General features: G+C 37.3%; 22 protein-coding genes and 1 riboswitch. Of the genes, 7 read left to right on the plus strand and 15 right to left on the minus strand.

What is annotated here, in order from left to right:
- Positions 1–48: 48 nt before the first annotated feature.
- Both ACKVEV_RS07115 and ACKVEV_RS07120 read right to left on the minus strand, forming a co-directional pair.
- Positions 49–342, minus strand: a complete 294-nt coding sequence (locus ACKVEV_RS07115) for a hypothetical protein (protein WP_409369706.1) — start codon at positions 340–342, stop codon at positions 49–51.
- A 93-nt stretch (positions 343–435) separates the two neighbouring features.
- Positions 436–1,611 carry an MFS transporter gene (locus ACKVEV_RS07120; RefSeq protein ID WP_409369707.1) on the minus strand — a complete coding sequence of 392 codons (1,176 nt, stop codon included), beginning with the start codon at positions 1,609–1,611 and terminating at the stop codon, positions 436–438.
- Between the two features lie 61 nt (positions 1,612–1,672).
- Positions 1,673–1,772: riboswitch (purine riboswitch) on the minus strand.
- A 126-nt stretch (positions 1,773–1,898) separates the two neighbouring features.
- Between ACKVEV_RS07120 and ACKVEV_RS07125 the strand changes: the two genes are divergently transcribed.
- Positions 1,899–2,096: a hypothetical protein gene (locus ACKVEV_RS07125; RefSeq protein ID WP_409369708.1), complete on the plus strand. Its 198-nt coding sequence runs from the start codon at positions 1,899–1,901 to the stop codon at positions 2,094–2,096.
- A gap of 52 nt (positions 2,097–2,148) precedes the next feature.
- Here ACKVEV_RS07125 and lepB read toward each other — a convergent pair whose 3' ends face one another.
- The 7 genes from lepB to dacB all read right to left on the minus strand — a co-directional run bounded on the left by lepB (position 2,149) and on the right by dacB (position 9,229).
- Positions 2,149–2,706 (minus strand): signal peptidase I, encoded by a 558-nt coding sequence (gene lepB / locus ACKVEV_RS07130; RefSeq protein WP_409369709.1) that lies wholly within the window; start codon positions 2,704–2,706, stop codon positions 2,149–2,151.
- A 259-nt stretch (positions 2,707–2,965) separates the two neighbouring features.
- A complete protein-coding gene (locus ACKVEV_RS07135; RefSeq protein ID WP_409369710.1) occupies positions 2,966–3,061 on the minus strand; it encodes a transcriptional regulator in 96 nt (31 codons plus the stop codon).
- 364 nt (positions 3,062–3,425) lie between these two features.
- Positions 3,426–4,358, minus strand: coding sequence for an LCP family protein (locus ACKVEV_RS07140; RefSeq protein WP_409369711.1), 933 nt, complete (start codon positions 4,356–4,358; stop codon positions 3,426–3,428).
- Positions 4,359–4,502: 144 nt separating this feature from the next.
- Complete coding sequence (locus ACKVEV_RS07145) at positions 4,503–6,185, minus strand: methyl-accepting chemotaxis protein (protein ID WP_409369712.1); 1,683 nt, start codon at positions 6,183–6,185, stop codon at positions 4,503–4,505.
- A gap of 299 nt (positions 6,186–6,484) precedes the next feature.
- Entirely contained in the window at positions 6,485–6,919 is a 435-nt protein-coding gene (locus tag ACKVEV_RS07150; protein ID WP_409369713.1) for a MarR family winged helix-turn-helix transcriptional regulator, read from the minus strand.
- A 29-nt stretch (positions 6,920–6,948) separates the two neighbouring features.
- Entirely contained in the window at positions 6,949–7,704 is a 756-nt protein-coding gene (locus tag ACKVEV_RS07155; RefSeq protein WP_409369714.1) for an SDR family NAD(P)-dependent oxidoreductase, read from the minus strand.
- An 88-nt stretch (positions 7,705–7,792) separates the two neighbouring features.
- A complete protein-coding gene (gene dacB / locus ACKVEV_RS07160; RefSeq protein WP_409369715.1) occupies positions 7,793–9,229 on the minus strand; it encodes a D-alanyl-D-alanine carboxypeptidase/D-alanyl-D-alanine-endopeptidase in 1,437 nt (478 codons plus the stop codon).
- 175 nt (positions 9,230–9,404) lie between these two features.
- On the opposite strand from dacB, the gene ACKVEV_RS07165 reads away from it, so the two are divergent.
- The gene (locus ACKVEV_RS07165) at positions 9,405–9,782 is read left to right on the plus strand and encodes a hypothetical protein (protein WP_409369716.1); all 378 of its coding nucleotides are present in this window, start codon (positions 9,405–9,407) and stop codon (positions 9,780–9,782) included.
- 80 nt (positions 9,783–9,862) lie between these two features.
- On the opposite strand, the gene ACKVEV_RS07170 is transcribed toward ACKVEV_RS07165, so the two are convergent.
- The 3 genes from ACKVEV_RS07170 to ACKVEV_RS07180 form a co-directional block, all read right to left on the minus strand.
- Positions 9,863–10,141 carry a hypothetical protein gene (locus ACKVEV_RS07170; protein WP_409369717.1) on the minus strand — a complete coding sequence of 93 codons (279 nt, stop codon included), beginning with the start codon at positions 10,139–10,141 and terminating at the stop codon, positions 9,863–9,865.
- A 211-nt stretch (positions 10,142–10,352) separates the two neighbouring features.
- Positions 10,353–12,086 (minus strand): ABC transporter ATP-binding protein, encoded by a 1,734-nt coding sequence (locus ACKVEV_RS07175; protein ID WP_409369718.1) that lies wholly within the window; start codon positions 12,084–12,086, stop codon positions 10,353–10,355.
- Positions 12,083–13,825 (minus strand): ABC transporter ATP-binding protein, encoded by a 1,743-nt coding sequence (locus tag ACKVEV_RS07180; protein WP_409369719.1) that lies wholly within the window; start codon positions 13,823–13,825, stop codon positions 12,083–12,085. The genes ACKVEV_RS07175 and ACKVEV_RS07180 overlap by 4 nt, the downstream gene beginning before the upstream one ends.
- A gap of 607 nt (positions 13,826–14,432) precedes the next feature.
- On the opposite strand from ACKVEV_RS07180, the gene crcB reads away from it, so the two are divergent.
- The 5 genes from crcB to thiD all read left to right on the plus strand — a co-directional run bounded on the left by crcB (position 14,433) and on the right by thiD (position 17,851).
- Positions 14,433–14,795 (plus strand): fluoride efflux transporter CrcB, encoded by a 363-nt coding sequence (gene crcB, locus ACKVEV_RS07185; protein WP_409369720.1) that lies wholly within the window; start codon positions 14,433–14,435, stop codon positions 14,793–14,795.
- Positions 14,792–15,124 (plus strand): fluoride efflux transporter FluC, encoded by a 333-nt coding sequence (locus ACKVEV_RS07190; RefSeq protein ID WP_409369721.1) that lies wholly within the window; start codon positions 14,792–14,794, stop codon positions 15,122–15,124. The genes crcB and ACKVEV_RS07190 overlap by 4 nt, the downstream gene beginning before the upstream one ends.
- A gap of 24 nt (positions 15,125–15,148) precedes the next feature.
- Entirely contained in the window at positions 15,149–15,496 is a 348-nt protein-coding gene (locus ACKVEV_RS07195; protein ID WP_409369722.1) for a hypothetical protein, read from the plus strand.
- Between the two features lie 185 nt (positions 15,497–15,681).
- The gene (locus ACKVEV_RS07200) at positions 15,682–16,890 is read left to right on the plus strand and encodes a DUF418 domain-containing protein (RefSeq protein WP_409369723.1); all 1,209 of its coding nucleotides are present in this window, start codon (positions 15,682–15,684) and stop codon (positions 16,888–16,890) included.
- 142 nt (positions 16,891–17,032) lie between these two features.
- On the plus strand, positions 17,033–17,851 hold the full coding sequence (gene thiD, locus ACKVEV_RS07205) for a bifunctional hydroxymethylpyrimidine kinase/phosphomethylpyrimidine kinase (protein ID WP_409369724.1): 819 nt from the start codon (positions 17,033–17,035) through the stop codon (positions 17,849–17,851).
- Positions 17,852–17,930: 79 nt separating this feature from the next.
- On the opposite strand, the gene ACKVEV_RS07210 is transcribed toward thiD, so the two are convergent.
- The 3 genes from ACKVEV_RS07210 to ACKVEV_RS07220 all read right to left on the minus strand — a co-directional run bounded on the left by ACKVEV_RS07210 (position 17,931) and on the right by ACKVEV_RS07220 (position 20,123).
- Positions 17,931–18,254 (minus strand): antibiotic biosynthesis monooxygenase family protein, encoded by a 324-nt coding sequence (locus ACKVEV_RS07210; RefSeq protein ID WP_409369725.1) that lies wholly within the window; start codon positions 18,252–18,254, stop codon positions 17,931–17,933.
- A gap of 115 nt (positions 18,255–18,369) precedes the next feature.
- Positions 18,370–19,557 carry an MFS transporter gene (locus ACKVEV_RS07215; RefSeq protein WP_409369726.1) on the minus strand — a complete coding sequence of 396 codons (1,188 nt, stop codon included), beginning with the start codon at positions 19,555–19,557 and terminating at the stop codon, positions 18,370–18,372.
- A 113-nt stretch (positions 19,558–19,670) separates the two neighbouring features.
- Positions 19,671–20,123 carry a VOC family protein gene (locus ACKVEV_RS07220; protein WP_409369727.1) on the minus strand — a complete coding sequence of 151 codons (453 nt, stop codon included), beginning with the start codon at positions 20,121–20,123 and terminating at the stop codon, positions 19,671–19,673.
- Positions 20,124–20,147: the final 24 nt, after the last annotated feature.

Raw genomic sequence — 20,147 nt, forward strand, 5'->3', positions numbered from 1 at the left:
ATGCATAGCTTAAGGTCGTCTCGCTTCTTCACAAGACGACCTACAATGCTAATCATTTAGTTGCTTTTCTCTATTTGTAACTAATAAATAATCAAGTGCAGTCATTCTTGTTAGTTTACTTGTAAATTTAATGGCATCTGCTTGTGAGTCAAAAATAAAGTTTTCGAGTTCGTCTGTTGGTATATATTGGTCGGCGATTTTTCGTTTCAGTTTTCGTACAGATAAAATGTGTGAATCCTCTTCATATAAAATGATAGCTCCAACGTTGCGATAAAGCGTATGATCAACCGTGGCGACAACTTTCACATTCAATCCTTCAAATTCCGTTAAATCTACTTGCATTTATTTACCAGCCTCCCTCTCTACTCTTACATTCTAGTTTCAACAAGCATAGTCCTTCTTTTTTCTATTTTCCATTCGTCTTCAAAGTAACTTTTACATATGGCCATCGAATTGATTACGAGCTGACAATGATGTTCTCTTAATCGAAAAAATAGCACAGCCTAACGCACCTACAACTAAAATCGCACCGAAACTAGCTAAATGCATGACCGAACCTGTCAACGTAAACAGCGCTCCACCTACTGCAGAACCTATTGAAATACCAATTTGTAGGGCAGCCGTATTTAAGCTTTGTTGAATATCAGAAGTTTCAGGGTCTGTTTGAATTAAGTAGTTTTGTAATGGTGGCGTTAACGCCCAGCTAAGCGCACCCCAAAAAACAGTAACAATTAAAAACAACGGGAAAGCTATAATTGTATAAGGTATTAAAAACAACACTACGGCAAAAGCTGCAATAATGAGCACAATGGATTTGCCAGAACCGATTTTATCACTTAACCAACCACCTATCGCATTACCACTTACCGAAGCCAGCCCAAATACTAAGTAGCAAATACTAATCCATGTGGAGTTTAAATGAAAAGCTTCTACTAAAAACGGTGTGAAGTAAGCATAGAGCGTATAATGACCGGCCAGCATAAGCAATGTCGTTACATGAGCCGTCGCTATTTTTAAATTGGCTAAAGACTTTATTTGTGCTTTTAAAGGTATCACTTCAACAACTGGCATTTTGTCTAATAGCAAATAGATTAAAATCATAGCGATAGTCGATAAACCTGCAATACCCAAAAATACGGCACGCCATCCGAATGCCTCCGTAATAAAAATTCCTACAGGTACACCGATCACTAATGCAGAACTCACACCGATAAAAATAAGCCCTAATGCTTTGGCACGATGCCTTGGTTCCACTATTTTTGTTGTAATTGTCAAAGACAATACGATAACGAGCGCAGTACTCATCGCTGTCATAATGCGTGCAATCATTACGATGGCGAACGTTGGACTTAAATAAGTCATTACATTACCTAAAGTAAATGTTAGTAATGAAATAAGATATAGTTGCTTCCGTTCCACTTTCGCTGTTAACGATAATAGAACTGGCGCTGAAATGGCATATACGAGTGCAAATATCGTAATTAACTGCCCAGCTGTCGCTTCAGATACGTTCAAATCTTCTGCAATATATGGCAAAATCCCCCCGACAATTAGCTCTACTAAGCCGACTGCAAAAGTTGTAGCTGCCAGTATAAATACTCTCCAATTCATGTAATCACCTTTCTATCATACTTCCATCTAGTATTTAGGCACAAAAAAAAAGCCTAACTACAAAATAAAAGCAAATTTTTGTAGTCAGGATTTTATGGTTCCTGGTAGAGACCCTCAATCCATATTATTGAGGTTATACAGATCATTATTTTCTTTAGCTATATTAGCATATTGATTTTGACGATACAACATTTTTCTATTTACTAATTTTTTTTAGATTTTGCTTATATTTTTTGTCATTCGACCATAAATAATAATAATAAATGATATAAAGATGGGGTGATTGTTTGCGTATTTTTGGTTTAGTTTGCTATTTTCTAATGCTATTTTATGGCACCGAACTAGTAGTCGAAGAATTCACCATCGATCAACCATCCTCACAAGTGGACAAACAGCAACGCCCAATAAAAGAAACGGTTGAAAACGACACCGTTTGCGTCTATTATGCTAGCGATAAAGTTTGTAAAGCCTTAGCAGCAAAATAAAGAGGCAAGCCCAATTACTATTGAGCTGCCTCATGGATTTAAATGGAATTATCTATTCACGACCTATGTGAAAGTGCTTAAACGGATATAGCGTTAATTTAGCTTCACCAAAAATGGCATCTTTGCCGATTAAGCCGTAATGGCGACTATCATAACTTTTTAGGCGGTTATCACCCATTACAAAATACTTTCCTTCAGGTACTTTTTTCTCATTCGTTAAGCCCTCTAAAGTGAAATTTTCCGTAATTCGTAATTGACTTGGATCATCGGTTTGACGATTTACATAATCTTCTTTGTAGGCCTTGCCATTGACATACAATACATCATCTTTCATTTCCACTGTATCTCCTGGCAGTCCTATCACACGTTTGATATATAATTCATCCTCAGTCGGTGATTGAAAAACAATTTGGTCAAATCGTTCAATTTTACTTGTTTTACTAACAATAATAATATCCTTATCCTCATAAGTCGGATACATCGAAGCACCTTGTACTTTTATCGGTGCAAATAAAAATTGCTTACAGCCTAAAACAACAATTGCTGTAATGACAATAATTTTTATGTAGGATAGGATTTCTTTTTTCATATTCGTTTTTTCTGCTTGCATACTCATACCCCGATACTTTTTTTTATAGTATAGCATTTTCTCATAACTATTGACGAATAATAACACAAAATGTTTCTTTCACAGCAAAGTTCAAGGATACGTGCAAGAGAAAAAGTGCTAGATTGATAAAGTCAATCTAACACTTTTTCTCTTTCCATCCTCACTAAGGATGCAATGCCTGCGACTTACGCTGCGATTTTATCGTTATGTCTTAAGTTGTATAATGACAGATTTATAAGTTTTCTTCAGAAATGGTTCTTTATGTAGTAGAGTGATGCTGCTCGTTAAATAAATCTACTGCTAATAATATCCCTACCGGCAACGCGATGGCTAACAAAATTGTACCAATCATCATCACAATCACTCCCCCAACCATTTCTTTATATTAGTTATTATACACTTAATATTCAGATATTTCAAACGAAATAAAATATTGATTGTCCTTCTCTTCACTAAAAAAATCATTCAACTAGGCATGCATCCTACCTGAATGATTTTTTAGCCTTACATAAACATTTTAAAACAAAATAGTTGTAGCTGTTTCAACATGAGATTGATTGGACTTTTTTGTACTTTACGTTTAGGTACATAGCTTTGCATGCAATTATTTAATGCTGTGTACCGAAGCACCTGCGTCCTCCCATTCATTCATCTCTCTCCCTTCGAAAGCACATTATTTACAACTATTGTAACCAAGCGAAAGCGTGGAAAATCCACACTTATTGTAAGTGTGTTTTTAACTCTGTTTGTATTTGTTGTAGCTCTGTTTCATCGGGGATATAGTACCAAATATGATCAATCTTCTTACCCCCTTCTGCCTCAAATGATAACTGTTCAATATTGCCATCCATTTTTTTGTATATACTTTGTAACTGGATTAAATCTTTCACCGTAAAATTCATGCGAACATTGTCTCCGACTACATCTAGCATATCAGTTGCCTTTAATAACATGGACGGTGTTGAAGCTTTTTTCATCACTGCTTCAATAATTTGACGTTGACGAATTTGACGGCCAAAATCACCACGTGGATCTTCATAACGGATACGTGAAAAAATAAGCGCTTCGTCACCATTTAATGTTAGTTGTCCTTTAGGATAATGGTACGAATCGTAAGTTAAATCCATATCATTTTCAATCGTTACACCACCAAGCGTATCAATAATTTGCAGGAACCCCTCCATATTAATGAACACATAATAATCGAGTGGAATATCCAACAGGTTTTCAACCGTATCCATCGCCATTGGTACGCCACCAAATGCATAGGCATGATTAATTTTATCGACTGTATCATGACCAATAATTTCCGTTCTTGTATCTCGTGGGATACTTAGCATTTTCATCGTTTGTTTTTCAGGGTTAACCGTGATGACAATCATTGTGTCTGAACGACCACTATCATCCTTGCGCTCATCCACACCGAGCATCAGCACAGAAAACGGTTCTTTTTTCGTAACAGTTTTTGGCGTATTTTCTGTCGTCTCTGCTGTTTCAACAAGTGGTGTATTTATTTTATTCATTGTCTTCTGGATAGTGTAATAAGCAGTACCTACAAAAATTAGAAAAATTGTTAATAGGCTCCCTACTATCCATAGCCACATTTTTTTCTTACTCTTTTTTTCCTTGGAACGTTTCATGTTTTTTTCCATTCTTAAGTCCTCTCTAGCTTTTTAAAAATAATGCCCCTCTATTTTGACGTTTTAGGTTGGAAAAAAGTTTATATAGTCTATTTATATGCATATTGGGCGAAAATAAGTCGCAATCTAGTTTTTACCAATTATACATATTAAGCATCAATATTTAAAGCTAGAAATGCTATTTGACAACTCCAATGCTTTATCATTCAAACTTGTGGAAATATGATTAATTTCCTGAAGAGAAGCTACTTGTTTGACAATTTGCTGCGCCATTTCCTCTGTGCCTTGCGCATTCTTTCCAACATGACCATTTAATTCTTGGATCGAAGCGGAAATTTCTTCTGAGGAAGCGGACATCTCTTGTGTGATCGCCGTAACGGTAGTCACTTCATCCGTCATATCCTCAATAGCATGGACGATTTTATGGAAGGCTGTACCTGCCTGTGCAATTACCTCAACCCCCTGCTCGACTGTTGTTTGGCCATGTAAAACAGCCGCTTCTACATTTTTTGTTTCCCGTAAAATATCGGATGTAAGTTGAACGATATTCTGTGCTGAATCTTTTGACTGACTTGCTAATTTTCGGACTTCGTCTGCTACAACGGCAAATCCTTTGCCATGCTCTCCAGCCCGTGCTGCTTCAATCGCAGCATTTAGCGCAAGTAAATTCGTCTGTTCCGTAATATCTGTAATGACTTTTGTGATATTTTGAATTTCTTCAGATTGTTTCGTCAGTCTAGCTATTAATGTTGCTGTTTCTTTAGTGGAATGAAAAATGGTATTCATTTGTTGCTGGGCATGTTCAATCGTTAACTGTCCTGCATCGGCTGTTTCTTTTGTCTGTTTTGCTTTGCCAAGTACTGAATACGTGGCATCAGCAATTTGCTGAATACCAGTAGTTGTTTCATTTATTGCGAGTGAGGCTTCATTGGACACAGTTGAAGAGATTTTAGAACTAGAAGCTATGTCTTCCACAGTTGTTGCTACGTAATTAGATGTAGCCGTCACTTGTGTTGTGCTTGCAGTCAATTCTTCAGCCACGGCAGAAAGCTCATGCGCAGTTTCACCAGACGAGCGAATGAGCGCTTGGATTGATTGCTTCATATCATTGAAAGCCCTTGCTAATGTACCAATTTCGTCTTTCGATTTTACTTGTACATCTTGGATGGTCAAATCTCCTTGTGCTATTTGCTTTACAGCATTGGCCATAGCTTTTAGTGGATTAGCAATTTTCACCGCTGTTAAAATACTAAAAAATATACAAATAGCTACTGTAATGAAGCCAATGACAACAGCTGTTATCGCGCTTTTATGTACTTTTTGCTCGGCATTTGTAGCCACTTCAGAAAATTTCATTTTATTAAATGCCAGCATTTCAGTTGCAATACTGCCCATTAAACTTAGTCGCCATAAATGCTTATCATATAACTCTCGTGCAGTCGATACATCGCCTGCCTCGACTGCTGAAATAATGGTCTCAGCCACTTTATCAAAAGATTTTTTTCCTTCTTGCATTTTATTATTTACTTCCAACAGTTGTTCATCTTCGATCATGTCATGTAATTGACCGATGCCGATTTGAATTTTTAATTGGGTACTGCGGAAATTTTCTAACGTTTCCTCCTTGCCGTTTTCAATATACTGTTCCATATACATACTTTGTTGCTTTGTATTACTTTGTAAATCTGAAGCGAGATATATTTGTTCAACACGTGATGCAAGAATATGGTTATACTCATTTTTCATGTTCGTTAAATCCATATAACCGTTAATAGAGATTCCAATAATACTAATAAATAATAAAGCAAAAGCAAAATAAAGTTTGAATTTAATTGACATGAATTTCAACATTCCCCTTCAATGAAAAAAATTGTGTTAATTCCCTTTGTGTATCGTTTAGAATAGCAAATTTTCTGTAAATTTTAAAGCTATTTTTGTCGATTTTATGAATTTTTCCAAATAAAGTCCAATTATTCACAACGAAAGTGATAGGTATAAATGATTAGTATACCAACCATTCTTGCACACGTTTTTGAATATTTTGCAAATATAGTTCTTTGAAATAAAAAAAAACAAAATATCTCGAGAAGAACCTTCCCGAAATATTTTGTCTAACGTTTGAGCTTGATTGATAAAGGTTATTGATTTCTGTCCTTTATTCCTTGCACTAACTTTTCTAAAATTAACAAGTACTGTTCAATTTCTTCTTCATTCAGTACTTCAAATAGTTGAATAAAGACATCTTTACCAACATCTTGCGCTTTGTTGAAAGCATTTTTACCCTCTTCCGTTATTTGTAGACGAATAGTACGACGGTCGTTTTCATCGTATAGTCTTTCCGCTAAGCCTAGTTTTACTAATTTCTCAGCAATACTCGTCATAGCTCCTTTCGTATACCCAATCGTTTCCGCCAACTCCGCTTGTCTTTGCGGCCCCTTATGTTTTAGCTCGCTTAAAACTAAAATTGGAGAAACACCTAACGGATAAGGAAATTCCTTCGTAAAACGTATAATATTGGCGTTATTCATCTGATCAATCATATGAATGAGTCTAAAAATACTTGTCTGTTTCAAAACTAATCCTCCTCGAACAGCCGAGAATATTAGCGAAGCATTAGAGAACCACCGTCAACCATAATTGTTTGACCCGTAATATATTGAGAATCCTCACATGCTAAAAATACTGCTACGCGGCCGATGTCATCTTCCACATCACCAAAGCGTCCCAAAGGAATTTTATTTTTAACTTCTTCGTAATATTCTGGTTGTGCTTTTGCCCATGCTTGTACACCTGGTGAATTGGCAATTGGGCTAATTAGGTTTACATTAATACCGAAACGACCCCACTCATTTGCTGCAACACGTGAAATACCGCGGATTGCTTCTTTAGCAGCCGCATATGCACCTTGTGTTTCATGTCCAGCTAGTCCAGCACCAGAAGCAAAGTTAATGACATTACCTTTTGTTTCTTTTAAGTGTGGTAATGCTGCTTGCATTAAATAGAATGTTGGATAGAAACCAGTATCAAATGATAAATCTAAATCAGCTTGTGTTGTATTTTCAATAGATGCTTGTTTTGAAGCATGTGCATTATTTACTAACACATCTAGTTTACCGTATTTTTCTACTACTGTATCGATAATTTTATGCAAATTAGCACGATCCATTAAATTTGCTTGTAAAAACATTGATTTTGGAGAAATTTGTTGCAATTCTTTTTCCATTGCTTTCCCTGTTTCTTCGTTTAAATCAACAATCGCTACGATTGCTCCTTCTTTTACCATCGCTTTCGCCATACCACTACCGATACCACCAGCACCGCCAGTAATAATCACTACTTTATCTTGTAATTTTCCCATGGATAACATCTCCTTTTCTTAATCCGTTGAATAGTTTAACACTATATAATATTATTTTAAACTAGTTTGCTCAACTTTTTGAAAACCTTTACATTTCATTTGCAATGTGTCTTACGATGTCATCAATCGTTGCAATCGCTGAGCTTTTATTGGCTTGTGTTAAAATACTAAAAATATACCACTTACCACTTTTTCCTTGCACATAGCCACTCAGTGCATATGTTCCGGTAATATAGCCTGTTTTTGCTGACACACTATAACCTTTCAAGCGTTTTTCTAATGTTGCCCCTACTAATTTCCCTTGGCGCCCGGCATGTGGTAAAGCATCCAAATAAGAGAAGTACCATGGTTTTTGACGAACCTTATATAATAATAGACTTTCCTGCATACTACTTACACGATTTTGATGATTTAAGCCAGAGCCATCTTCAAAGTACCATTGATCCATATTGAGCCCTGTGTCCATGCCGTATGTACGAATTGCTTGAATACCTGCAGACCAGCTTCCTTCGCCTAAAAGCTCTTTTCCTAGTTGCTTCGTCAGCATTTCGCCCATACCATTAATGCTTAATTTTAAAAATCGGAAGTTCATATCCTTTAACGGAATAGAATACGATACCCCAACTCGTTGTGCATTTTCGGGCACGATGCCGATATCAAGGGGCATTTTTTGAATACCTTTTGCCATTAATTTTTCCCGGAAGACATCAAGTGTAAACAACGTAGGATTATAGACTGTCACATATGTATTTTTCTCTGTTCCTGCTGGTAAATTACCTGTGACCACGATACGATCTGTACCATATTCTCGCGTAATATTGATCGTCGATTTCGTGCCCTTCTTCACAATTTTCGTTTTGTTAACAAGCGGAATGGTACTGGCATAGGGATAAAGTTGAACACTTGCTGCTTGACCAATTTTTGTACCAGTCACTTTGACTTGCACATTGGCGACATCGTACTGGTCATCGGGTGAAAGCGTTAGCGCTGATATACGGGATGCATAAGACATCGCCTCTTCTTGTGGCACAATCCCTTTTGGTAAACGATCATCATCAAACCAAGAATCATCCGCAATCAATTGACCTGTAATTTTCGTAATGCCTAATTTTTTCAGCCCATTGGCAAAGGATTCTAAATGGACAGGTAATAATGTCGGGTCACCACCACCTTGTAAATAAATATTGCCTTGTAGGACACCATCTTCAATAGGACCATCTACATAAGCTTTTGTGGCAAAGCGATAATCAGGGCCGAGTAAATCTAATGCCGCTGCACTAACAAGTAATTTATGGGTAGAAGCAGGACGTATCATTTTTTCACCATGATTATTGTATAAAACCTGGCCATTATTAATATCTCGTACCGTAATACTATATTCATTGTCTTTCCAATTTTTAGCGATTGAACTGTTGATTTTCGTAGCCATCGTTTGCTCATTCGCCCGTGCATGTTCTCCAAATGTCACTGCGCTACAACTATACATGCATAAAAGCACAGCAATCAAAATAATTTTCTTTTTCATAGCTCCTCCTGTTGGTAAATATACACTGTATAACCTTTATTTTAAGAAAAGGTTGTCGTTTTTTCAATTGTTTGACAATAACATCTTCCGTATGTGTGGACAGACATCATTTTCATTCGACAAGAATAGACTATAGTAGCTAGCTAAATCACTTTCAGGAAAGGGGTTGTTTGCAATGGGAGCAAAATGGATAAAGATTTCGATTCTCTATTTAATGTTGGTTTTCGCTTTTGGCCTATTTATGCATTATACTGTTGAACTTCAGTGGAAGGCGACACATGCTCATATTGGTGTCGTAGGTTGGCTAACTACGGGATTCATAGGTTTAGTTTATTCCATTTATAAAGATGCCGCAGAGACCGGGCTCGCAAAAGCTCAGTTTTGGCTTTACAATATTGGATTACCATTCCTTCTAGTTGGGATGATGATGGTTTATATCGATGTACCACGTTGGCTATTTGAGCTTTTCGTATCGGGTGGCGGTATCGCCGTTGCACTTTCTGTCCTATTATTCTTTGTTAATGTTTTTCAAAATGTGAAGAGTTCTTCTTAGCTAAAAGAGAAAAGTGTTAGATTGACTGCCATCAATCTAACACTTTTTTACTATGTAGCTATTAAAGATTAACAATAAATCTAACGCTCACCTATGAAGGCAATAAGTATAATGGATAAGAAAATACCAAGGAAATAAATCCACAAAACAATAAAAGGGGTATACTTCCAAAATCCTTTTTCCCTTTTTATAAAGCTTAAAACACTCATAATGACTCCAATGGCAATAAACATTTCTCCGACAATAATGACGATTATCCATGCGGTAGCAGCAATTGGAAAATAATAAAAGCAAGCAACTAAAATAAGACCGGCCACAGAAAATAATGCGGATAACTTCCCCTTATTACCAAGCATCATTTCCCCTCCTTATTCATTTTTCTTACTTTTGCATTTATAGAGATTATATCAAAAAATAATAGTTTCCTATCACCTGAAGGTAGTTAAATATGAACACATCTTTAGAAGGGAGTCACCATCCCTGTAATACAAATCAGCACAGTAGTTATCAAAAATAATGTAAAAAAATCATTAAAGCCCCACTAAAGAAAGTGGGGCTTCGTCCTTATCCTTATTGCAATGAGTTCGCTTGCATTTGATACATTTTTTCGTAAATGCCACCTTGTGCTAACAATTCATCGTGCGTTCCGCGCTCTACAATTTCTCCACGATCCAAGACAAGGATACGGTCGGCATTTTTAATCGTTGACAGACGGTGGGCAATAATAAAGGTAGTGCGCCCTTTTTTCAATACATCCATTGCGTGCTGGATAATTTCTTCCGTCTCCGTATCAATATTGGATGTCGCCTCATCTAATATTAAAATGGCTGGATCGAATGCTAGTGCACGTGCAAACGAAATGAGTTGGCGCTGACCAGAAGATAACGTACTGCCTTTTTCAATTACTGGTTCATCGTAGCCATTTGGTAAGTTTGCTAACACTCGATCTCCCCCCACTGCTTTTAATGAATCTTCTACTTTTTGACGCGAAATTTTCGGATTATTTAAGCTCACATTGGAAGCAATGGTTCCTGTAAATAAATACGGATCCTGTAAGACAATCCCCATATGCTCACGCATTGATTGCCGAGCAACCGAAGTAATATCAATGCCATCAATTGAAATTTTGCCTTTTGATGGGTCATAGAAGCGGAATAATAAGTTCATAATCGAACTTTTCCCCGATCCAGTATGACCTACAAGGGCAATGGTTTCCCCTTGATGTGCTTCAAAGGATAAGTTTTTCAATACATAATCATCATTTTTATAAGCAAAGGAAACATCTTCAAATACAACATTTCCTTTGTATCTTGGTAGACTTACTTCCGATACGGGCTCTCCGTCTATGTCTAATACTTCAAACACGCGCTTCCCTGCAATAAGCGAACGTTCAAGTTGTGAAAATTGATTGACAATGTTGGTAATCGGATTAAAAAGTTTCGTTAAAAAATCAACAAAAGCATATAGCGTCCCTGCTGACACAATTTGCGTTGTCGTCATCGATTGCGTCCCAAAATAAAAGATAAAAATAGTAAACATAATAAGCCTTAACGTATTCACTAAGTTAAAAGAAGTAGCCGAATCGAGCACTAATAGTTTGCGCTCATACGCATAATGCTCATTATTCATATCGTCAAATTCCTTCGTCATTTGTTGCTCACGTCGGAATGCTTGAATAATTGTCATACCTTGAATAGACTCATTAATCATGGCATTAATATCAGCAATTTTCGTACGAATGACATCGTTGTATTTGGATGCAAATTTACGATATAAAATCATCCATAAATAAATGATAGGCACCATCACTAATGCTAAACAAGCCATTTGCCAATTTAAAAAGAACAGTGCCATATATACACCAACAATGGAGATAATACTTGTCACAAAATTCGATAGCACCTGTACATATAAATTACGTACTGCCTCGGTATCGTTCGTTACACGTGCGACAATTTTCCCTGCTGGTAAGTTATCAAAATATTGAATCGGCAATGTTTGAATATGCTCAAATACATCTTTCCGTAATTTTTGTACGACGCGATTGGCGCCCATTTGTAAATAAATATACATAAAATAACGTAAGACCGCTGTTGCAATTGCCAAAATAAAATACACAAGTAATAACCATGTAATCGGCTTAATCTCAATATGGCCAATCGTCATATAATGATCAATGATATATTTGGCAATAAAAGGCCCTACAAGCTCCGTAAATACAGCAATTGTTAAGAAAAATAACCCTAATAATATCGGTTTTTTAAAATACATCGCATAGCGTGTTAAGCGTTGACTCGTACTCATGAGGCACCCCCTTCTAGCTGCTGACGGTCGAATTGCTCTTTATACCAGCCTTGTTGAGAAAGGAGCTGTTCATGGGTTCCTTGTTCTACTATTTGACCTTCATCAAGCACAATAATGATATTGGCATGTTGTATGCCTGATAAACGATGGGTTGTAATAATCGTCGTTCGATCCTGTCGTTCTCGCTGAATATTTTCAATAATTTTCGCTTCTGTTTTGGCATCTACAGCCGAAAGCGAATCATCCAGTATTAAAATTTCAGGGTCTTTTATTAATGCACGCGCAATGGACACACGTTGCTTTTGACCACCTGAAAGTGACACACCTTTTTCTCCAACAAGTGTTTCAAGCCCCATTGGAAGATGAGCTAAATCTTTTTCAAAATAGGCAGCACGAATGGCTTGTTTTAGCTCTTCCTCTGTTGCATCTTCTTTCCCGAATAAAATATTTTCTCGAATGGTCCGTGAGAATAACACATGATCCTGTGGCACATACCCAATCCAATCCAGTAACTGTTCCTTTGTTTGCGCCGTTATATCGATACCATCAATCGACAATTGCCCATTACCAATAGGATACTCACGTAATAATTGTCGTAAAAAGGTCGTTTTACCAGCCCCAGTTTTGCCTACGATGCCAAGTGTTTGCCCTTTTTTTAACGACAATGAAATACGCTCCAGATTTTTCACCTGACTCATTGGATATTGGAAAGATAAATCGTCGAAGCCAATAGCATGCGGAATGGCCACCTCTTGCGGTGATGCGCTATTTTGCACATCCGCTTTATAACGTAATGTTTCTTGTACGCGGTCTAATGAGGCATTCCCCTGCTGCATAACATTAATCAGTTCACCAATAGCAAATATTGGCCATACTGCTAAACCTAAATAGACAGTGAACGTTACGAGTTGCCCGAGCGTCATCGCCTCAGTCGAAACTAAATGTGCACCGTAACCGAGTGCCACTACATAACTAATCCCTGTACCTACTTTTGTTATGGGCCCAAATAAAGCATTGATTTTTGCAGTATGCATATTTTTTTCATAAACAACTTCACTCATAGCGGCAAATGCTGCTTCATCTTTCTTCTCTTGCACATACGCCCGAACAACGCGAACACCGGCTACTGACTCAAGGACACTATCATTTAATTCGCCAAAGGCATCCTGTGCCTTCATGTAACGCTCATGCACAATTTTCCCTAAATATTGAATAATAATGGCCATAATAGGTACTGGCAACATGGCAAATAACGTTAACTTCCATGAAATCATATAGCCCATCGCAAAAATGATACAACCCATATAAATGGTAGAATCAATCAGTGTCATAATGCCAAAGCCTGCTGTTAGGGATACAGCATTTAAATCGTTTGTCGCACGTGCCATTAAATCACCTGTGCGATTTTTTTCATAAAAAGTAGGAGTCATTCGTAAAAAATGTTGCATTAAATTACGACGCAAAATTTTCTCTAAGTTAATGGCACCTTCAAATAAACGGAATTGCCATACAAAATTTAATACATAACCGCCCACGATAATACCTGCAAAAATGAGCAAATACTTCGCTAAAATAGCAGTCGTCATGGAACCAGCTGTTAATATATCAATGATTGATCCCAATAAATAAGGCGGGATCACCTCTAATCCACTCGCAATCATTAACAGCACAATTGCTAGTGTATACTGCTTCCAATATTGCTTGAAAAACCAACTTAATTTACTTAAAACATCAAACATTTATCCTAACCTTCTTTCTTCCTTGCGTGTAATCTTCGCTACCCACTATCTAGCAATTCCTTATTAAAAATTAATTTCCTCATGATGTTTTGCATACTTCATACACTCCTTTTTTTGTTCACTACAAATTTTTTGCAATAAAAAAAGACACATCCCCTCAAAAGAGCATGCGTCTCTTATAAAAGGTAAAGTGTGCCCATACCTCATTGCATTCACAATAACAACGTTAGACATGGACAATGTATGAAGCTGTGCTTTGGTATTGTACTGGTAAAATCATCATTGTCATGCCCTCCTTGTTTATTTTTTATAGTGTTATTGAAGATTATCACATTATTGAAATAATTGTCAACATTCTAACTGTTATTTTTTAGACTAAAAAGGTAATAATTAGCACTTTAAAGTATTGAAGTATAGTCATTTAATGGACTAACGTCAACACGCAACGTTGTTTTTGGCGTGCTAGACAAATAGAATAGCCGAATAGCTACCATCCTGCTTTCGTCCTTGATACAATAGAAGGACTGTAGCGAATCTGGCATTTTCTAAAGGAACCTAATCGTTAACTCACACATCTTGTCTGAAAAGAAAAAGGAGTTTTGGAAATTTGAAAGTATTTTTTGCTATTGGTATCGGGGGATTTTTTGGGGCGATTTCCCGCTATGGTCTTAGTGTGTTACTGCCCAATACAACGAGTTACCCTACTACAACACTTATTATTAACTTACTTGGATGCTTTTGTTTAGCATACCTTTTTTCGACTTTTACAAAGCGAACACCACTCGTACTATGTTTGGGGACAGGTTTTTTAGGAGCCTTCACTACCTTTTCCACCTTTTCGCTTGAGACCCTTTTACTGATTGACAATAGTAATTGGGGACAGGCATTCGGCTATTGTTTCATTAGCGTTATTGGTGGTGTAGTTTGTGCTTGGCTTGGGGCTAGATTAGCAAGGGGGCGTGTGCAATGATCCTAGTAGGAATTGGTGGATTTTTAGGAGCTTTAACGAGATTTTACTTAGGGAAATGGATTGTCAGTTCCTATCCATGGGCTACCTTCTTTATTAACATCACAGGCTCTTTTGCTCTTGGGCTGCTTTTTGCTAGCCATCCAAGTGTTGCGCTGTGGCATTTCTTAGGTATCGGTTTTTTAGGAGCTTACACCACTTTTTCAACATTCGGTTTTGAAACACTCCAACTAGTGGAAAACAATAAATGGGGGCAAGCTTTCAGTTATATTGGTAGTACAGTAATCATTGGCTTCCTTTTTGCTGCACTCGGTTTTTACCTACTAGCATGACTTTTTTTTACAAGAGGTGATTTTTTGACACAACAAACAAATGAGCAGCTCCAAATATTGGAGGCTGAAATTGAACAAACCTTATATACGCTAATTGATTTACAACAGGATGAAGCCTATCAAGAAATGACGGCTTGTTTTGCACAATTACTCGCAAAGGTACAAGCAGCTCAGTTAATTGATACGAAGCTGGATGTACTAGTGAAGCCTCAAGCTTATGCCAGTGAAACATGTAGTTTACTAGAAAGTTTGCTGGAAGCAAAAAATAGACCAAACAAAAGACATCAACTTTTAACCCATCGCATGATTTTAAAAATTTGGTTGCGGAAAAACCAACACTATTTAAATAACTTGCTCCCACAAATGTTTTAAGCACCTCGCAAAGGTGCTTTTTTATATGATTATACTTTTCCCTCCCCTAAAAATATCATCTTTTTTCTATTTCAATACACTAAAATGCCCATTTTGGCGAAACCTTCCTCCTCTTACCTCGTTTATTATTTACGAGAGCTAAATGATAATCATTACGCTCTACAATCGTTACGTGAGGTGTTTTTATGGAAAGAATAAAATTACTTGATGTCGCTAGAGGGCTTGCCATTATCGGCACACTTGGCACGAATATTTGGATTTTTGGATTCGCCGACTATTCGGGTGAGGGAGTAGATGAAACTGGTTTTTCAGTTATCAGTTCATACATATCCAAGTTTTCTGATTATTTAACAAATGGAAAATTTCTTGGGCTACTAACAATCATGTTTGGTATTGGTATGCAATTGAAATATACGAGTTTCCAAAATAGAGGACTCCCCTGGTTTCGACTTTATTTATGGTCTATGATTTTACTGTTTATTGATGGTTTTCTTCATTATATTTTTGTCTTTGAGTTTGATGTATTAATGAGTTATTCACTAACAGCTATTGTCGTCGCGTTTATTATTCAACGCTCGGAGCGATTTATGAAAATTTGTATGTATTGCGCTGTCGCTATCCATCTTTTCCACCAAATCGTGGAAGGCTTTCTATTGGACAAGTTTATGACTTCTCAACTTGGACAAAACTTATTTCCAAATAGCCCGTATGCCACTATGAGTGCTAATCGTCGTAGTCTCACGGAACAAGCATTATTGGTTCGTCAAGAAAATCAATTATTTGAAATGTCTGGATTATCATGGTGGGAGCAAGTCGTTTACCGGCTGGAACATTTTTGGATATTACGCTCAGAAGCTATTATGATATTACCGATGAATATCTTCTTGTTTTTACTTGGCGTCTTTCTTGTTAGAAAAGGTTTATTAAAAATGGATGCATGCGGTATTCGACTGCAAAATCGCTTATTATGGATTGGGCTCGGCATTGGTATCCCCTTAAATGCCCTCTCGCTATTTAGCGCCCAATTTGTCGTTTTAGACCGCTATGTTTTTGCCCCAATCCTATCCTTAGGTTATCTCGGCCTAGTCTTTTTAGTCGCTCGCCATCAAAAATTCGTTAAAACCCAACAATATATAAGTAATGTTGGTAAAATGGCCCTGACATGCTATATCGCCCAAAATATCGTCGCATCCTTTTTGTTCTATAATTGGGGACTTGGCCTTTCCAAACATGCTAACCAACTAATAATCCAAGCATCGTGGCTCGGTATTACATTATTTATGATTGGCTTTTCCACATTGTGGTTACGGAAATATAACCAGGGCCCTGTTGAAAAGATTTGGCGTAAACTTGGCAATATCCCCGTGAAACGCTATCAACAAAATCTATCATAAAGCGAAACTGACATTATAAAAACGCTGCTTTCTGGCTCTTTCAATTAAACGATAACTATTATTAAAATAATAATATTCAAATATTTTAAAAGTAACGACTATCAACCTGCTATTATGCAACAAGAAGAGGAGTACATTTACGATGAAGAAAGCATGTACAATCGCTGGTTCCGCTGCACGTGGTGGAGCTGGCATTCAAGCAGATTTAAAAACTTTTCAAGAATTAGGTGTATACGGCACTTCAGCCATTACAGCCTTTGTCGCAACACACCCTGTTACAAAGCAAGGCGTTTATACACAATCGCTAGAAGTACTCGAAGCACAGCTTTATACGATCGCTTCACAAATTGGTATGGATGCGTTAAAAACAGGTATGTTATTTACGAAAGAGATTATCGAACTCGTAGCGAATTGGCTCCCTACTGCCCCTGTTAAACATGTTGTCATCGACCCTGTGATGTTTGGCAAAGTTGGAACAGCACTAATGGAGGAAGGGGCTATGGCTTCCTTAAAAGACAAGCTATTGCCTCAAGCAACCATTATCACGCCAAATATGCCCGAGGCAGAATATTTGCTCGGTGGCAGAGGGTTATCGACAGTACAAGATTTACAAGATGCCGCCCGTGATTTGCATCAGCTCGGTACGCAATTTGTTCTTGTAAAAGGCGGTCGTCTTGAAGGTCCTGCAACAGACGTTTTGTATGATGGTGAACGCATGCTGACAGTAGAAGCACCACGTATAAATACGATCCATACAAACGGAGCAGGATGTTCATATTCTGCAGCCATTACAGCAGGTTTGGCGCAAGGCCTTCGTGTCGAGGATGCGGTCATTCAAGCTAAAAAGTTTGTAACAGCAGGTATTCGACGTGCGATTCCGTTTGAAGCTGTTGCTGGTGCAATTGACCATCGTGCCTATAAAGAAGTTGGCGAAAATAGCATTACGATTACGAAATATTAGCAATAGATGGCGTATTCATAATAGAAAATCCGTGTCGCCTTTTTTTTCAGGTACACGGATTTTCTAGCTTTCTATCATTTTACTGTGCAGTACTTCCCTCTTCAAAAGAATAGCTACGCAACACTTGGCAAATTTCTACATGATAATGACTGTACCATTTTTCCTTTCCCAATTGTTGCGCTACCAAATGTTTTGCATTGCCTTTCCAATTTTGGATTGCTTCAAGCGATTCCCAGTACGATACCGTAATTCCTTGGCCCTCATGATTTCTTGTACTTTCAACACGCAGAAACCCCGGCTGCTGTTTAGCTAATGCCTCAATCGCATCTGCCATTTTTCCATAACCTTCTCTATCGTCATCCGTGCGTTGTGATGTGAAAATTACTGCATAATAACTATTCATTTCATATTCCCTCCATTACTAAGTGCCAGTCACCCAAACAATTCTGAATTTTTAATACAATTAAATTTTAATAATTAAGTGGGTGCTATCAGTGTCAGTCACTCAAACGATTACATTATTGTGCATGCATCATGACATTCTTTTTCTTCGAGAAAAGTAAAAATGATACGGTTAAGCTTAAACTAATAATGCCAAAAACGAGCCCCATGCCATTTAAGCCAATGAAATCAAGCATCATGCCTGTTGATAGAAGAACGACTTGGAAGACGACAGAATCAATCATATTGCGGAATGAAAAGAAACGGCCATAGTACTCTTTCGGCACTTGTTTTTGGAAAATCACCATTGTTGTTGGGAAAAAACAACCGACAGAAAAACCAAATAGCCCAAATGTCAGTAACGCAAAGAACGTATTATCTGCCAGCAGTAGCATCAGTTCCATTAAACCAATGATAAATGCTAGGCTAAACAATAATGTCCCTATTTGCACTCGCTCAGCAATATATTTCAGCCCTGCCGCCCCTAACATAAAACCTATTCCTTCTACCGTATACAATAAACCAGAAATTGTTGTAGACTGATGCATTTCTGATATTTTCATAATGACTAAATTAAAAGAGCCTAAAAACAATGTAGGGATGAGCATTAGTACCAGTGTCATGAGTACAACCGGATGCTCTTTTAGCATCGGCAGTACTTCCTTAAACCTGGCTTTCTCTTTATCTTGAACGGCCACACTGACTGTTTCATCGAGTGTTAAAGCACTTGTAATAAAATACATAATGATGTAAACGATTAGCGAAATTATGTATAACCATTTCAACTCAAAATAACTTAACATTAACCCTGCTGCCGCGGTTCCTACTATTCTAGAAATCGTGCGAGCATTCATTTGCCATGCATTCAATGTAATTAAATCTTGATCTTTCACGACCATTGGAATAATCGACTGTAAGGCAGGCATATAAAACGCTGCCGCAATTTGCAATGTAATTAAAAAAAGGATCATCCAAATGACCGAATTCGTATAAAGTGCGATAAACATAAAAAATACGCTAATAATGCGTCCTACACTAGCAAATTGAATCACCGTTTTTTTCTTTGATTGATCAATTAAACGTCCTGCGAGCGGTGCTACAACAAGACCAGCTAAAATACCAATTGAAATTATTAATGATTTATAGAAATCAGACGGCACAACCTCTTGCATAAATGCTAAATTTCCGATGATCCCAGCCCATAAGCCAAGACCTACTACAAACTCACCTAATAAAATTATCCAGACGTTACGATTTTTCCACATGCTGCATCTCCTTGTTGTCCTAGTTTAAATTTACATAACACCCATAGTAACAAAATTTATAATATTCGTACATATAAAATTACAATTTTTTCTATATGAAGCATCTTCTTATTTTAAGCTTCGGTCCAATCATTCAATGACATCATTGGAAATTTTTTAGCAACATCCAGTTGAATTGGTGATATCAGTTCAATCGAATTGCCATCAGGATCTGTAAAATAAATTGCTGCATGTGCATGAGGATAATTTGGTAAGACAAGCGGTTGTTGTGCTGGTGAAAAGCCAAAAGCTGTTCGTACTTCAATGTCGATGGATTGCAGCCACTCTTTCACTTGCAATAAATCATCCTCGTCAATTCTAAAAGCGATATGGCGAATTGAAGGATGATAAGCTAATAGGACTTCCTTACTTTCCCATAGCCCTATCCAACTTTCCCCTTTCACAATCCAGAAAAAAGCCAATTGATCTTGCCTATACGCTAACTCAAGTCCTAGTTTTTGGTAAAACAAAATGGATTTTTGTAAATCACTTACTGGCAAATGTGCTTCATACAATCCCTTTATCATGCTTTCCCTCCTTTTGAACACTGT

It is taken from the genome of Lysinibacillus sp. 38-6, from assembly GCF_046245175.1.
Classification (GTDB): Bacteria; Bacillota; Bacilli; order Bacillales_A; family Planococcaceae; genus Lysinibacillus.

Coding starts and splice junctions, on each gene's coding strand:
- ACKVEV_RS07115 (WP_409369706.1), bottom strand. CDS start 342: ATGCAAGTAGATTTAACGGAATTTGAAGGATTGAATGTGAAAGTTGTC.
- ACKVEV_RS07120 (WP_409369707.1), bottom strand. CDS start 1,611: ATGAATTGGAGAGTATTTATACTGGCAGCTACAACTTTTGCAGTCGGC.
- lepB (WP_409369709.1), bottom strand. CDS start 2,706: ATGCAAGCAGAAAAAACGAATATGAAAAAAGAAATCCTATCCTACATA.
- ACKVEV_RS07135 (WP_409369710.1), bottom strand. CDS start 3,061: ATGATGATTGGTACAATTTTGTTAGCCATCGCGTTGCCGGTAGGGATA.
- ACKVEV_RS07140 (WP_409369711.1), bottom strand. CDS start 4,358: ATGGAAAAAAACATGAAACGTTCCAAGGAAAAAAAGAGTAAGAAAAAA.
- ACKVEV_RS07145 (WP_409369712.1), bottom strand. CDS start 6,185: ATGTCAATTAAATTCAAACTTTATTTTGCTTTTGCTTTATTATTTATT.
- ACKVEV_RS07155 (WP_409369714.1), bottom strand. CDS start 7,704: ATGGGAAAATTACAAGATAAAGTAGTGATTATTACTGGCGGTGCTGGT.
- dacB (WP_409369715.1), bottom strand. CDS start 9,229: ATGAAAAAGAAAATTATTTTGATTGCTGTGCTTTTATGCATGTATAGT.
- ACKVEV_RS07165 (WP_409369716.1), top strand. CDS start 9,405: ATGGGAGCAAAATGGATAAAGATTTCGATTCTCTATTTAATGTTGGTT.
- ACKVEV_RS07170 (WP_409369717.1), bottom strand. CDS start 10,141: ATGATGCTTGGTAATAAGGGGAAGTTATCCGCATTATTTTCTGTGGCC.
- ACKVEV_RS07175 (WP_409369718.1), bottom strand. CDS start 12,086: ATGAGTACGAGTCAACGCTTAACACGCTATGCGATGTATTTTAAAAAA.
- ACKVEV_RS07180 (WP_409369719.1), bottom strand. CDS start 13,825: ATGTTTGATGTTTTAAGTAAATTAAGTTGGTTTTTCAAGCAATATTGG.
- ACKVEV_RS07190 (WP_409369721.1), top strand. CDS start 14,792: ATGATCCTAGTAGGAATTGGTGGATTTTTAGGAGCTTTAACGAGATTT.
- ACKVEV_RS07200 (WP_409369723.1), top strand. CDS start 15,682: ATGGAAAGAATAAAATTACTTGATGTCGCTAGAGGGCTTGCCATTATC.
- thiD (WP_409369724.1), top strand. CDS start 17,033: ATGAAGAAAGCATGTACAATCGCTGGTTCCGCTGCACGTGGTGGAGCT.
- ACKVEV_RS07210 (WP_409369725.1), bottom strand. CDS start 18,254: ATGAATAGTTATTATGCAGTAATTTTCACATCACAACGCACGGATGAC.
- ACKVEV_RS07215 (WP_409369726.1), bottom strand. CDS start 19,557: ATGTGGAAAAATCGTAACGTCTGGATAATTTTATTAGGTGAGTTTGTA.
- ACKVEV_RS07220 (WP_409369727.1), bottom strand. CDS start 20,123: ATGATAAAGGGATTGTATGAAGCACATTTGCCAGTAAGTGATTTACAA.